Genomic DNA, 13156 nt, shown 5'->3' with positions numbered 1-13156 from the left:
CTCAGGCCGGGATCAGGCGGGGATCGCCCGCGGGGGTGGTGAAGCGGGCGGTGAGCTGCTTCGGAGCGGTGTCGTCGGCCTCGATCCAGTCCACGATGTGGAAGCTGGAGACCATCTCCTCGGGGGTCAGGCGCACGTGGACGTAGCCGCGTCGGCCGTCGTAGAGCTTCACGTAGTCGTGCCGGGTCCAGGTCTCGGGGCTGCCGGCGTCCTCGGCGCCGTCCCCGTCGGAGGCGACCGAGGTGCACACCAGCTCCACGCCCAGCCGCTCCGCGCCCGGGTCGTCGGGGTCGGCGGGGATCTCGGCGGCGACGTGCTTGTGGATGTCGCCGGTGAGCATCACCGGGTTCTGCGCCTCGGCCATCTGGGCGAGCAGACGCCGACGCGCGGCCGGGAAGCCGTCCCACATGTCGGTGCGGTCCTCGGTGATCGGCACCAGCACCACGCCGTTGGCCAGCAGGTTCCAGGTCGCCTCGGAGCTCGCGAGCCGCTCGCCGACCCACTCCTCCTGCGCGGCGCCGAGGATGGTGCGGTCCTCGCGCTGCTGCTCGTCGGCGTCGGCCGGCTCCGCGTCGCGGAACTGGCGGGAGTCCAGCAGGGAGAAGCGGGCGAGGGCGCCGACGTCGAAGCCGGCGGTGATGTCGGTGTCCCGGCCCTCGGGCAGCGCGGCGACGTCCAGCGGCATGTTCTCGTAGAACGCGCGATAGGCGACCGCAATCCGGTGGGCGAAGTCCTCCTCGCCGATGCCGGTGTCGGAGAGGGGGCCGGCGTAGTTGTTCTGCACCTCGTGGTCGTCCCAGACGGCGACCGCCGCGGCGCGGGCGTGCACGGCCTGCAGGTGCGGATCGGACTTGAACAGGGCGTAGCGCAGACGGTACTGCTCGAGCGTCTCGATCTCGACCCGGTGCGCCTCGCCCACCTCGGCGCCCTGGCGCCACAGGTTCGTCTCCGTGATGCCGTACTCGTAGATGTAGTCGCCGACGAAGACGACCAGGTCGAGGTCCTCCTCCGCCGCGAGGTGGCGGTGGGCGGTGAAGTGGCCGTGGTACCAGGCCTGGCAGGAGACGAGCCCGAAGGAGAACGACTCCGGGGTCTCGCCCGCGGCGGGCAGGGTGCGGAAGCGGCCGACGGGGCTGAGCTCGCGACCCACCCGGAAGCGGTAGAAGTGCTCGGTGCCGGGCTCGAGCCCCTCGACGCGCGGGTGCACGGAGTGGGCGAGGCCGGGCTGGGCCAGCGCCCTGCCATGGGCGACGATGCCGCGGAAGTCCTCGTCGGTCGCGACCTCCAAGCGCACCGTCACCTCCTTCAGCGGCATCCCACCGTGGCCGTCCTCGGCCAGCGGCTCGGGGGCCAGACGGGTCCACAGCACGGCCCCGTCGGGGCGCGGGGCGCCGGAGGCGACGCCGAGGGAGAACATCCCCGCGGTCTCAGGCGGCGGGGCGGCCTCGACGGAGGGGGCGTCGATGCCGAGCGCGATCATGGCGGCGGAGGCGCCGCTGAGCTGGAGCAGGCGGCGACGGCTGACGGGGGCGGCGGTGGGCGCGCTGGGCATGGGGACTCCCGGTCGGGGGCAGGGGTGCTCCTTCACCGTCTCCGTCGCACATGGACGCGGGATGAATCGCGGCGAACATCGGTCGGACGATCCCGCGACGCCTCGCCCGATTCCCGACACAGCGTGCTCAGGGCCCCGGAGGACTCAGCCGATCCCGCAGTGGGCGCAGAAGAGGCCGACAGTCAGGATCTGGCGACGTCGTCACGCGGCGGTCAGCTCGACGCTACGCGTCCTACGCGCCGGTGGTGCACGATCCGGTGCGGGTCGCCCCGAGAGAACTGTCCGCAGAGAGGAATCGTCCGGCGAGCGCTGACCACTCGGCCGAACCCGCTCACGCCGCTCGCGCACCCTCCCGCTCGCTCTGCAGCGCCGCCCCGGGCGGGTATGCCTCGCGCGAATGTACCGTTGATGTCAAGACCGTCGGTCGTCCCGGGCCACGGCCGATCACCCGCACGGCAAGAACGGAGCCGAGATGACCGATGACGTAGTCGCGATGGATCGACAGGAGCTCCAGGATCTTCTCCTGCACAGCGACGACATCTCCGCGTTCCTCGAGGACTTCACCGCGATGCTCGCCCGGGAGATCTCGGATGGCGACGCCCCGGCGTGGTGCGCGGTGACTCTGCTGCGGAAGAGGAAGGCGAGCACCGCCGCGGCCTCCGGGCTCGAGGCGCAAGCCCTCGACGAGCTGCAGAACAGCTTCACCGACGGGCCGTGCATGACGGCGATCCGGGAGGACACCGTGATCAGAGTGGGCGACGTGCGCGAGGACACGCGGTGGCCGGACTATCTCCCTGCGGCTGCGGAACAGGGCGTGCGCTCCATCCTCGGCGTCCCTTTCGAGGTGGACGACGATGCCTGGGCCGGCCTGAACGTCTACTCCCCCGCGCCCCACCATTTCGAGGCGGACGTGATCGCGAGCATCCAGCAGGAGGTCGACCGGGCCTCGGGCGCCCTGCGTCTCGCCATCCGCCTGGCCTCGCATCGCGAGGCCGAGCACGACCTGCACGCCGCGATGAGCTCCCACACGGCGATCAGCCTCGCGGCGGGGATCATCATGGGCCAGAACCGCTGCACCCACGCCGAGGCGATGCGCATCCTCAAGGACGCCTCCAACCACCGCAACGTCAAGCTCCGCGATCTCGCCGTCGAGCTCGTCTCGTCCCTGGACCCGGACTACCTCGAGAACCACTTCCGCGCGTAGGACGGCTCCTGCGGGGGCCCGAGGGGCGCGGACGGCATGCGGTTCCGGACCGGGCACCATGTCGTGGTCGACCGCACGCTCGATATCCATACGATCGGTCCGGCCCCTTCTGGTCGGGACCCGAGCGTGCCAGGGTGGTATGCACTAACCGAGATTCCGAACATCGCCTCCTCGAGGAGGTGGGAGTGATGGCGAACCACATGTACGCCGCCGGCCTCGTCTCCATCGGCCTCTCCCTCGCCCACATGGGGGATGTCGGCGATGAAGGCCGAGGACTCCCGCGCACAGGCCGACCGCTGGGGCCTGTTCGTCGGCGAGTGGGCACCGATCTCCTTCGCCATGGGCAGCGCGCTCAGGCTCGAGGAGCAGGGAGGCCTGCCGCACCGCGACAAGGGCTGACCGCAGGCGCTCATCGTCCCGTGCCGGAAGGCAGGCCTACCCTTCCGAACGTCCGCGGACCTCTGGACCGGGGAGAGTGGAAGCCTTCATGACACTTCACAAGCACCAGAACTCCGAGATGTTCCCGCGCAGATGCGAGGTCCGTCGATGCACGGCACCACCGCAGACGTGGTACTCCGCCGGGAGCTTCGAGTACGAGATATGCGGCAGGCATGAACTCGAGCTGCGTGCCGGCGAACCCTACTCGGTCGACGAGGGAGAGATCCTGGTGGGTCAGGACGCCACCGGCGAGCTCCTCGCTGTCGAGGTGGATCGGACAGCGGGCAGCGTTCTGCTGCGCCTCGGCCGGTTCGGTGCGGTGCACCAGGTGGTGCGCCTCGACATGCCGTCGGGGCTGGGCTCCGCCCTCGATGCTCTCGGCGCCGACGAGAGCGCCCTCTCCGACCGCTATCGGGACGACCGCTGAGTCACGTCCGCGAGGACAGGGCAGCCCAGGAGCACACCACCGTCAATCGGCCGAGAGCTGCTCCTCGAGGAAGAAGATGTCCACCTGCATGGCCAGGTCCTTCAGCGGCGCATCGTCATGGGAGCGGTGCTGCAGCGGCTGCACGGTCTTCTCACGAACGGCGAGGTTGAGCACCTGGGCGAACAGGGCGCGTCCCGCGAAAGCCGGATCCGTTCCGGCACGCAGGAGCCCCTGCTCGGCGAAACTCGTGAAGCAGTCCTCCAGGATGTGCTCGTGCACCTTCCGCAGCCTGGCCATCCGGTAGCGACCGGGGTGGTCCTCGCTGACGGATTCCGCATCCAGCGTGGCGAGCAGACGAATCGGAAGAAGAGCGGGGTGCCAGAGCTCGACGAGCCCTTGCAGCAGCGCACGCCGGTTCGCGCGCAGCTCCGGAGCGCGGTCCAGGGCGCTCTGGGCGTGCTCCTCGAGCCGGTCGATCACGCCGTCGAGCAGCGCGGTCTTGCAGTCGAAGTGGTGCAGCATCCCTGAGTGGGAGATACCGATGTGCTTCGAGATCTCGCGCAGGCTGGAGCCGTGATAGCCGTGGTCCGCGAACATCTCCGCTGCACCGTCGATGATCTCCTCGCGGCGTCCTCGAGCACCGGCGCGGGTCTCGGGGGGTTCCTCCCCTGCCGGTCTCGCCGACGTCGTGGCGCCCGACCCTTTCGCGATGGGCCGCGGGGCCTCCGGACTGTCGACCGTGCATCCTTGTGCAGACATCGTTCTCCTCATCTGTGGTCCCGCGGGGCTGAGGCGGCAGCCGACGACCTGGCTGCAGGCGCCGACCGTGATCGGTGTCATGGCGCCGTGATTGAAGATTACTGCATATCCGCCCGGACGCAGCCCGTTCTCCTCGATCACCTGCACGGACGCCCTCGCGTTCGAGTTCTCCGGCACGACTCCGATCCCCGGGGTGCGGGAGGCCGCGCACGGGCACGGTCGCGACGAGGCACCGGACGCGTCACCGGCTCCCCGGCCCGATCGGGACGGCTGACTCCGGCGCGATCCCCGCGACGCCGATGCCCCTCACGACCGGAGGCTGCCCGCCGTCTCCGGCGACTGCGTACCCCGGTGCCGCAGCGACAGCGCGCCGCCGACGGCGAGGGTGACCAGCACGCCCAGCAGCGGGTACCACTGCCAGGCCACCCACACCTCGCCGATCACGTACTTCTCCATCACGAAGAAGAAGGCGTTGACCGCCACGGCGAGCACGAAGGCGATGTTCGCGTCGGCCGACCTGGCCCTGCGGTTCACGATCCCGAGCACGAAGGCGCCCAGCAGCCCGCCGTAGGTGATGCCGGCGACGCCGAGGGCGAGCACCACGATGCTGCCCTCGTCGGAGCGGAAGATCGTGGCCGGCGCGATGAAGGCCAGGCCCCAGCAGATCGTGGCCCAGCGGCCGATCCGCAGGCCCTCCGCGTCGCTGAGCGGGGTGCGACGCAGCTTCGCGACCACGTCGGTGACGGTCGAGGAGCTCAGCGCGGATAGCGAGGAGGAGAGGGTCGACATCGCGGCGGCGAGGATCCCCGCCAGCAGCAGCCCGGACACACCCGCGGGCATCTCCTCGACGATGAACAGGGGGAAGATCTCGTCGTCACGGGTCAGGCCCAGCTCCGCCGGGGCGGCGGCGCCGTACCAGCCCCATAGCGCGAGCCCCACCAGCAGGAAGATCCCGAACTGCACGGTGACCACGACGCCGGAGACGATGATCGCTTTCTGCGCCTCGGCCTTCGAGCGGCAGGCGAGCAGGCGCTGGACGACCAGCTGGTCGGAGCCGTGGGAGGCCATCGCGAACACCGCGCCGCCCAGCACCGAGACCAGGAAGGTGTCGTCGCCGCTGAACGGGCTGCCGGACCACACGAGGACCTGGCTCTTCCCGGCCTCGGCCGCCTCGCCCAGCCAGCCGGTGCCGATCGAGGAGACGACGACGGCGATCGCGATCAGGCCGCCGACCACGTAGAGCAGCATCTGCACCACGTCCACCCACACCACGGCCGTGATGCCGCCGATGAAGGTGTAGAGGATCGTGACGACGGAGAGGATCACCGTGATCGCGAAGTAGGAGAGGTCCACGCCCAGCCCGTCGAGGATCACCTTCAGCGGGATCGCGGCGGCGAGCACCCGGATCCCGTCGGCCAGCAGGCGGGTGATCAGGAAGGTGACCCCCGCGGTGGTCTGGGTGCTCGTCCCGAACCGCTTGCCCAGGTAGGCGTAGGCGGTGATCATCTCGCCGTCGTAGTAGCGGGGCAGCATGAAGAAGGCGACCACGACCCTGCCCAGGATGTAGCCGAGGCCGAGCTGCAGGTACGAGAGGTTGCCCAGGTAGCTCATCACCGGGATCCCGATGACGGTCAGGGCGCTGGTCTCGGTGGCGACGACGGACAGGCACACCGCCCACCACGGCAGGTCCCGCCCGCCCAGGAAGTAGTCCTTCAGCCCGGTCTGCTTCCCGCTGAGCTTCAGGCCGAGCCAGGCAGTGGCGACCAGATAGGCCGCGATCACCAGCAGGTCGATCGTCTGCATGTCCGCTCTCCTTCGAGGTCCGCTGTCGACGGCGGCCCCGCGGCGACGCGGCCGGCGGCGGTCGGTCGGCGGCGCGGCCGATGCGGGGCACGGCCGCCCATTCGCTCACACCCGGGCCGACGGGGCAACCCCGGGACGGCGGACCCGCGGCCGCCGACGGCGGGGCACCCGGCTCCTGGCGACCGGGAGCCCGGTCTCGCGCAGCGGGTCCCGTGCCGCCCTCGGCAGGGCGCTCGACCCCGGTCTCGTGGCGCCGGTCACCGCGGGCGCATAGGCTCGAGGGCGATCCGCCCCCGCCGTCGGCACCGTCGCCGACCCCGGCACCGGGCGCACCGACTGACAGGAGGGACATCGATGTCCAAGGTCTCGGACGACATCGCCGCCGTGCTCGGCGAGACGCTGCGCGACGGGATGACGATCGCGGTGGGGGGATTCGGGCTGTGCGGCATCCCCAGCGATCTCATCGCGATCGTGCGCGACAGCGGGGTCGGCGGTCTCACCGTCGCCTCGAACAACCTCGGCGTGGACGGCAAGGGGCTGGGGATCCTGCTGGAGAACGGCCAGATCGACAAGGTCCTCTCCAGCTACGTCGGCGAGAACAAGTACTTCATGCAGCAGTACATCGACGGGAAGCTCGACGTGGAGTTCGTCCCCCAGGGCACCCTCGCCGAGCGGATGCGCGCCGGCGGCTCCGGCATCCCCGCCTTCTACACCGCCACCGGCTACGGCACCCCCATCGCCGAGGGCAAGCCCGTCGCCGAGTTCGACGGCCGCCACTACGTCCTCGAACGCGCCATCGACGCCGACATCGCCCTCGTCCACGCCCACACCGCCGACACCTACGGCAACCTCCGCTACCGCCTCACCGCCCGGAACTTCAACCCCCTGGCCGCGATGTGCGGGCGCACCACCTTCGCCGAGGCCGAGCACCTCGTCGAGCCCGGCGAGATCGGCCCCGACGACATCCACACCCCCGGCGTGTTCGTGCACCACCTGATGCGCTCCACCGCCGCCAAGGACATCGAGCAGCGCACCACCCGCCCCCGCCCCGACCAGAACCAGGAGGTGGCCTGACATGGCCTGGACCCGTGACGAGATGGCCGCGATCGCCGCGGCCGAGCTGCGCGACGGCGACTACGTCAACCTCGGCATCGGCATGCCCACCCTGGTCGCCAACAACCTCCCGGGCGGCGTGGACATCACCCTCCAGTCCGAGAACGGCGTGATGGGCATGGGCCCCTTCCCCTACGAGGGCGAGGAGGACCCCGACCTCATCAACGCCGGCAAGCAGACCATCACCCTCCGCCCCGGCGCCGCGATCTTCGACTCCGCCACCAGCTTCGGCATGATCCGCGGCGGGAAGATGGCCACCGCGATCCTCGGCGCCATGCAGGTCACCGCCACCGGCGACATCGCCAACTGGCAGATCCCCGGCAAGCTCGTCAAGGGCATGGGCGGAGCGATGGACCTCGTCGCCGGCGCCCGCCGCGTCATCGTGATGATGCAGCACGCCGCCAAGGACGGCACCGCCAAGATCGTCCACGAATGCACACTCCCGCTGACCGGCGTCGGCGTCGTCAACCGCATCATCACCGAGCTCGCCGTCCTCGACATCACCGCCGACGGACTCGTCCTCACCCAGCTCGCCCCCGACGTCACCGAGGACGACGTCCGCGAGGTCACCGAGCCGGAGTTCACCGTCCGCCTCGCCGGCTGAGGTCCGCCGCGCACCCGGACCGGTCCTGCGCACGGGCCGGCCCGGAGTCAGCGCACGAACTCGGGCCGGGCCTGCGCACGAGCCCGACCGACGAGCCCGACCGACGGAGCCGGATGCGGGTCAGCCCTCCACGCGCGCCTCACCGCCGCCGGTCTCCCCGCCGCCGTCGCTGGGCGGCGGGGAGTCGCCGGGCGGCGGGGAGTCGCCGGGCGGCGGGGTCGGGAGCGGTATCAGCACTCCCGGGCCCTGGGACGCCGGCGGCAGCATGGGCCCGGGACGGGTCCCCTGCTGCGGCGGCATCGGCCTGATGATGATCTGCCCGCTGCTGCCGCCGGTGCCGTCCCCGGAGCCGTCCTGGACGGGAGTGCCCTCCGTCGAGGTGCCGCCGCCGGGCCCTCCGGCGGCGCCCTCGCCGACCACGATCTCGGGGTCCGTGTCCCCGGGCGGGAGGGTGGGTCGGGGCAGGCCGGGCAGCGGGACCTGCGCGGGGCGATCCGGCGGGGTGGGGCGGGTCGCGGGGTCCTTCTCCGGGTCGTCCGTCGTGCCGCCGCCCGACGGGGAGCCGTCCGCCGGGGTCTCACCGCCCGAGGGGTCACCGTCCGAGGGCGTGCCCGTCGAGGGTCCGTCCGTCGCCGGGGTGCCCGTCGGGGTGCCGTCGGGCGTCGTCCCGCCGGCCGCGCCGTCCTCGGCGCCGCCGGGAGCGGTGGGAGATCCGGGCGCCGCGCCCTCCTCGGTCGCGCCGCCTCCCGGGGCCTGCGTCGCGGACGGGGCGCCGGTCTCCTGGCCCGCCCCGATCGGCGCGAGACCGGTCGGCGAGTCGGGCAGGGCGGGGTCCTCGTCGGCGGTGCCGCTCGCGGTCGTCGTGGTGCCTGCCTGGTCCTCGCCGACCGCAGGGACCTGCACCGGGGTGGTGGTGCCGTCGGTCGTCGCGGGCGTCGCCCCCGCGGACCCCGGGCCGCCCTGGGAGGACGGGGAGGCGGTCGTTGCGGCGTCGTCCTGCGCCCGGCCGGCCGCGGTCCCCTCGCCGTCCTCGGGCTCGTCCTCGTCGGTCCAGGTCGCCGCGGTGCCGAGCACTGGGCCGTTCACGCTCGAGGGGTCCAGCAGCACCATGCCGCCGACGACCACGGCGGCGATCGCCCCGGCGGTCACGAGCGCCCCGGCATGGGCGGAGACGGCGGACCGGAGAGCGCCGAGACCGCCTCCCCCGGCCCCGACCGGCTCGAGGACGCGCAGCGCGGTGCGCGGTGCGGGAGCCCCATCGGCCGCGGGGCCCACGGCGGCCACGTCGGAGGTGAGGTGCTGGAGCAGCAGCGGCGAGCCGAGCACCACCGGCAGCAGCACCGAGCGCATCTGCACGGCGAGGCCGCGCAGCTCCTCGCGCGCGGCGGCGCAGCGCGGGCAGGCCGCGAGGTGCCGCTCGACGCCCGCGGCCCGGGCGGGCGTGAGACGGCCGCGCTCGAGGTCGTCGAGGTCCCGGGCAGTGCTGCGGCAGAGCGGGGACGCGTGGGCGGTGTCGAGATGGGCCTCGAGCCAGGCGGCGCGCAGCCCCTCGCGCGCCCGGCGCGAGAGCTGCGAGATGGCGTTCGGGCTGCGGCCGAGCTGAGGGGCGAGGGCGCGGGGCGTCTCCCCCTCGACCTCGGTCAGCCACAGGATCCGCTGCCAGGTCTCGGGCAGGCGGGCGAAGGCGGTGCGGACCAGCTGACGGTCGAACAGCTCGTCCACGCCGTCGGAGGAGACGAGGCGGCCGGGCGCGGCGCGCTCGAGGTCCTCGACCGCGTCCTCGTGGGCGCGGCGTCCGCGGTCCACGGCCTCGTTGCGCACCACCCGCATGAGATAGGGCGCGAAGCCGCGGCGCGGGCCCGCTCCTCGCAGGATCGACTTGAGGATCTTCAAGAACGCCTCCTGCGCGACGTCGTCGGGGTCGTGATGACCGGGGAGGCTCCGCGCCAGGCGCAGCGCCTCGTGATGATGGCGGTGGTACAGCTCCGCATAGGCGCCCGTGTCGCCGGCGCGCACGGCGTCGAGCAGGGCGTCCTCGGAGAGCGCCTCGGAGGCGCCGCCGCGGCGGCGAGGACCCGGCTCCGGCTCCGACTCCGTCAGCATTCGGCCATTCCCTTCTCGGAGCCGCGACGTGCGGCTCCACCGGTGACGTCGCCGCCGGCCCTCAGGAGGACCACGGGCGACTTGCCCCAGTATGTCCTATTTGTGCGAAAGGTCACCAGTGGGTCACAGATTCGACGACGCGCGTCACGAAGCGCGTGCCGGCGCGTGGAACGGTCAGGGCGCCCACCGGGGGCCGCCCGGCCCTGAACCTGCGGAGAGTCATGAGCAACATCGAGCTGACGGATGTCGACGGGGACGCCCTGACGATCTACATCCGCGACGAGTCGACGTGGATCACGTGCACCAGCGGTGCCGAGGAGGTGACCGTCGGCCCCTTCCCCACCCATGTGGTGCGGTCCGTCGTGGACCGCGGCTTCGAGGTCGAGGGCGGGACCCTCTCCGCCCTGGTGCGGCGCACCTCGCAGTCGGGCACCCGCCTGACCGACGAGATGCGGCAGCGGGCGTGGGAGGTCTTCGCCCAGGAGAGCGGTCTGCCGGGCGAAGCGGACCCCGCGGCCCGCGAGGCGCTGGACCGGGCGCTCGAGGCCGCGCTCGCGCCGCCGGTCCGCACCCCGGCGGCGGAGGCGCTGGTCGGCGATCTGCGCCGCGCCGCCGTCACGATCACGGACGTCGAGGGCCTCGCCGACCATCTGGTCGCGAGCGGCTACCGCAAGGGCGCCGCCTCCTGACGGGCGAGGCCGCACCGGAACGTCGACCCGGCCTCTGGATGGGGATCCGCCGGGGTCGACGGGGAGAGCCGGCCGGGCCGCCACAGGGGCCCGGCCGGTTCGCTCACCTCGCCGCGTATCCTGCGGGGATGCCGCTGCCCCGTGACCTCGTCCGCTCCCTGCCCAAGGTCGTCCTGCACGACCACCTCGACGGCGGGCTGCGCCCCGCGACCGTGATCGACCTGTGCCGCGAGCTGGGGATCGACCCGCCGGGCGCGGACACGCAGCAGGTCACCGAGCAGCAGGTCGCCGACTGGTTCCACGACGCCGCGGACTCCGGCTCGCTGCCCGAGTACCTCTCGACCTTCGAGTGCACCGTCGCGCTCATGCAGTCCGCCGCGCACCTGCGTCGGATCGCACGCGAGTTCGTGGAGGACATGGCGGCCGACGGGGTCGTGTACGCGGAGACCCGCTGGGCGCCGCACCAGCACACGGACGGCGGGCTGTCCCTCGACGAGGCCGTCCAGGCCGTGCAGGACGGGCTCGACGAGGGGGTCGGCGCGGTCGAGGCCCGCGGCGACCGGATCGTCGTCGGCCAGCTGCTGTGCTACCTGCGCCATCTCGAGCCGGGCGACGACCTGGTGGAGATCGCCCTCGCGCGGCGCGCCGACGGCCCGCGCCCCGGGGCGCCCGTCGGCTCCGCGGGAGTGGTGGGGCTGGACCTCGCCGGTCCCGAGGCCGGCTTTCCCGCCTCCCGCTTCGGTGCGCAGTTCGCCCGCGCCCGGGCCGAGGGACTGCGCGTCACGCTCCACGCCGGGGAGGGCGACGGCCCCGCCTCGATCGCCGACGCGCTGGAGACCGGCGCCGAGCGGCTCGGCCACGGGGTGCGCCTGGTCGAGGACCTCGATGCCGACGGCGGCGACGCCCTCGGTCCGGTCGCCGAGCGCGTGCGCCGGGAGCGGATCGTGCTGGAGGTGTGCCCCAGCTCGAACCTGCAGACCGGGATCGCCGGGACCATCGCGGAGCATCCCGTCGGCCGCCTCCACGCGACCGGCTTCGCGCTCGCCCTCAGCAGCGACAACCGTCTGATGAGCCGCACCGGCACCACCCGTGAGACGGCGCTGGTCGCGGAGGCGCTGGACTGGGACGTCGACGAGCTCGAGCAGGTCGCGCTCACCGCGCTCGACAGCGGCTTCGCCCCGGCGGCTCAGCGGGAGGCGCTGCGCGAGGAGGTCGTGCGCCCCGCTTACGCGGCGGCGCGTCGGGCGGGCTGAGCGGGGCTCCGGTCGAGCGACCACCGTCAGCGCGACCGCAGACGTCGCCGACCCACAAGGCCCGTCGGCCCGTCGGCCGCCTGCCCGCCGGAGGGACGGCTCAGAGGCTCGAGCCGCGCACCTCGAGGCGCGGGCCGAGCACCTGGTGCCGGGGCGGCTCCGCCTCGCCCTCGACGAGGTCCAGCAGCGTGCGCCCGGCGAGCCGCCCCAGCGCCTTCAGCCCCATGTCGACCGTGGTCAGCGGCGGACGGGAGGCGAGCGCCATGACGTCCCAGTTGTCGAAGCCCGTGACCCTGACCTGGCCGGGCACGTCGATGCCGCGCTCGCGCAGCCGGTCGGTGACGCCCCGGGCGATCTGATCGGAGCCGCAGCAGAAGCCGTCCAGGTCCGGGTGCGCGGCGAGCATCATGTCCACGGCGTGACGCCCCCACTCCTCGGACCAGTGACCGTATTGGGGCGGGGCGATCAGCGACTCCCCCAGCGCGGCGGCGGTCGCCTCGGCGCGGACGACCGCGGAGTGGTGGCGCTGCGGCCCGGTGACGTGCACGATGCGCCGGGATCCCATGGCGGCGAGGTGCTCGGCCGCGGTCCGGGCGCCGGCCGCCTCGTCGGCGACGACGGCGAAGTCCGCCGGGTCGTCCGAGGGCGAGAAGGCGTAGACGGTCGGGATCGGGAGGCCGACCGAGGGGCGCGGGTCCGTGGTGCGCCCGGTGATGATCAGCCCGTCCACGCGCCGCTCCTGCAGCGAGGCCAGGTAGTGGCGCTCGCGCAGCACGTCGTCGCGGGTGTCGCACAGGATGATCGCCATCCGCCCGGCGGCGAGCGCGTCCTCGACGCCCATCAGCAGCGGGATCGTGAAGCGGCCGAAGCTGTCCGTGGTGAGCAGGCCGACGGTGTAGGTGCGGGTGTCCGCCGGGCCGCGCCCCGAGGCGCCGACGACGAAGCCGAGCTCCGCGGCGGCCTCCTTGACCCTCGCGCGCGTGTCCTCGCGGAGCTGGCCGGTGTCGTTCAGCGCCTTGGAGGCCGTGCTCACCGAGACCCCCGCGCGCTCGGCGACGTCGGCGATGCGGGGGACGGATCGGGAAATGCTCTTCACGTGACCTCCTGGGGTCTGTGGCTCCCGTCGACGGGACAGGCGGTGAGGGGGCAGGGGGTTGTCGGGGCGCGACGACCGTGCCATTATCGGCACAGAAACTTGTTTTCCGCACTTT

Annotated in this window: 12 protein-coding genes; 7 read left to right on the top strand and 5 right to left on the bottom strand. The window is 72.8% G+C overall.

Features of this window, described 5'->3' with window-relative positions; all coding sequences use genetic code 11:
• Window position 1 precedes the first annotated feature (1 nt).
• Window positions 2–1552 carry an alkaline phosphatase gene (locus A4A78_RS05060; RefSeq protein WP_062947273.1) on the bottom strand — a complete coding sequence of 517 codons (1551 nt, stop codon included), beginning with the start codon at window positions 1550–1552 and terminating at the stop codon, window positions 2–4.
• A gap of 472 nt (window positions 1553–2024) precedes the next feature.
• Between A4A78_RS05060 and A4A78_RS05055 the strand changes: the two genes are divergently transcribed.
• The 3 genes from A4A78_RS05055 (at window position 2025) to A4A78_RS05045 (ending at window position 3621) form a co-directional block, all read left to right on the top strand.
• On the top strand, window positions 2025–2756 hold the full coding sequence (locus A4A78_RS05055; RefSeq protein WP_010549382.1) for a GAF and ANTAR domain-containing protein: 732 nt from the start codon (window positions 2025–2027) through the stop codon (window positions 2754–2756).
• A gap of 261 nt (window positions 2757–3017) precedes the next feature.
• On the top strand, window positions 3018–3155 hold the full coding sequence (locus A4A78_RS05050; protein WP_231880844.1) for a hypothetical protein: 138 nt from the start codon (window positions 3018–3020) through the stop codon (window positions 3153–3155).
• 88 nt (window positions 3156–3243) lie between these two features.
• Window positions 3244–3621, top strand: a complete 378-nt coding sequence (locus tag A4A78_RS05045) for a hypothetical protein (RefSeq protein WP_062947272.1) — start codon at window positions 3244–3246, stop codon at window positions 3619–3621.
• A gap of 42 nt (window positions 3622–3663) precedes the next feature.
• Here the strand turns inward: A4A78_RS05045 and A4A78_RS18080 are convergent, their stop codons facing one another.
• Entirely contained in the window at window positions 3664–4557 is an 894-nt protein-coding gene (locus tag A4A78_RS18080; RefSeq protein WP_231880843.1) for a TetR/AcrR family transcriptional regulator, read from the bottom strand.
• Window positions 4558–4686: 129 nt separating this feature from the next.
• Window positions 4687–6183 (bottom strand): sodium:solute symporter, encoded by a 1497-nt coding sequence (locus A4A78_RS05035; protein ID WP_062947270.1) that lies wholly within the window; start codon window positions 6181–6183, stop codon window positions 4687–4689.
• A gap of 354 nt (window positions 6184–6537) precedes the next feature.
• On the opposite strand from A4A78_RS05035, the gene A4A78_RS05030 reads away from it, so the two are divergent.
• Window positions 6538–7257: a CoA transferase subunit A gene (locus tag A4A78_RS05030; protein ID WP_062947269.1), complete on the top strand. Its 720-nt coding sequence runs from the start codon at window positions 6538–6540 to the stop codon at window positions 7255–7257.
• Between the two features lies 1 nt (window position 7258).
• Window positions 7259–7900 (top strand): CoA transferase subunit B, encoded by a 642-nt coding sequence (locus tag A4A78_RS05025; protein WP_062947268.1) that lies wholly within the window; start codon window positions 7259–7261, stop codon window positions 7898–7900.
• 120 nt (window positions 7901–8020) lie between these two features.
• Here A4A78_RS05025 and A4A78_RS05020 read toward each other — a convergent pair whose 3' ends face one another.
• Window positions 8021–10003 carry a sigma-70 family RNA polymerase sigma factor gene (locus A4A78_RS05020; RefSeq protein ID WP_062947267.1) on the bottom strand — a complete coding sequence of 661 codons (1983 nt, stop codon included), beginning with the start codon at window positions 10001–10003 and terminating at the stop codon, window positions 8021–8023.
• 221 nt (window positions 10004–10224) lie between these two features.
• Here A4A78_RS05020 and A4A78_RS05015 point away from each other — a divergent pair, with 221 nt between their 5' ends.
• Window positions 10225–10692 (top strand): hypothetical protein, encoded by a 468-nt coding sequence (locus A4A78_RS05015; RefSeq protein WP_062947266.1) that lies wholly within the window; start codon window positions 10225–10227, stop codon window positions 10690–10692.
• 128 nt (window positions 10693–10820) lie between these two features.
• Complete coding sequence (locus A4A78_RS05010; RefSeq protein ID WP_062947265.1) at window positions 10821–11945, top strand: adenosine deaminase; 1125 nt, start codon at window positions 10821–10823, stop codon at window positions 11943–11945.
• Between the two features lie 100 nt (window positions 11946–12045).
• Here A4A78_RS05010 and A4A78_RS05005 read toward each other — a convergent pair whose 3' ends face one another.
• The gene (locus A4A78_RS05005) at window positions 12046–13041 is read right to left on the bottom strand and encodes a LacI family DNA-binding transcriptional regulator (RefSeq protein WP_231880842.1); all 996 of its coding nucleotides are present in this window, start codon (window positions 13039–13041) and stop codon (window positions 12046–12048) included.
• Window positions 13042–13156 lie beyond the last annotated feature (115 nt).

The sequence above is a fragment of the Brachybacterium sp. sponge genome, from assembly GCF_001613775.1.
GTDB classification, from domain to species: domain Bacteria; phylum Actinomycetota; class Actinomycetes; order Actinomycetales; family Dermabacteraceae; genus Brachybacterium; species Brachybacterium conglomeratum.
Note: the sequence above shows the minus strand (reverse complement) of the source record. Positions and strands in the feature narration are given on the sequence as shown.

Coding starts and splice junctions, on each gene's coding strand:
- A4A78_RS05050 (WP_231880844.1), top strand. CDS start 3,018: ATGAAGGCCGAGGACTCCCGCGCACAGGCCGACCGCTGGGGCCTGTTC.
- A4A78_RS05045 (WP_062947272.1), top strand. CDS start 3,244: ATGACACTTCACAAGCACCAGAACTCCGAGATGTTCCCGCGCAGATGC.
- A4A78_RS05055 (WP_010549382.1), top strand. CDS start 2,025: ATGACCGATGACGTAGTCGCGATGGATCGACAGGAGCTCCAGGATCTT.
- A4A78_RS05060 (WP_062947273.1), bottom strand. CDS start 1,552: ATGCCCAGCGCGCCCACCGCCGCCCCCGTCAGCCGTCGCCGCCTGCTC.
- A4A78_RS05010 (WP_062947265.1), top strand. CDS start 10,821: ATGCCGCTGCCCCGTGACCTCGTCCGCTCCCTGCCCAAGGTCGTCCTG.
- A4A78_RS05030 (WP_062947269.1), top strand. CDS start 6,538: ATGTCCAAGGTCTCGGACGACATCGCCGCCGTGCTCGGCGAGACGCTG.
- A4A78_RS05035 (WP_062947270.1), bottom strand. CDS start 6,183: ATGCAGACGATCGACCTGCTGGTGATCGCGGCCTATCTGGTCGCCACT.
- A4A78_RS05025 (WP_062947268.1), top strand. CDS start 7,259: ATGGCCTGGACCCGTGACGAGATGGCCGCGATCGCCGCGGCCGAGCTG.
- A4A78_RS05020 (WP_062947267.1), bottom strand. CDS start 10,003: ATGCTGACGGAGTCGGAGCCGGAGCCGGGTCCTCGCCGCCGCGGCGGC.
- A4A78_RS05015 (WP_062947266.1), top strand. CDS start 10,225: ATGAGCAACATCGAGCTGACGGATGTCGACGGGGACGCCCTGACGATC.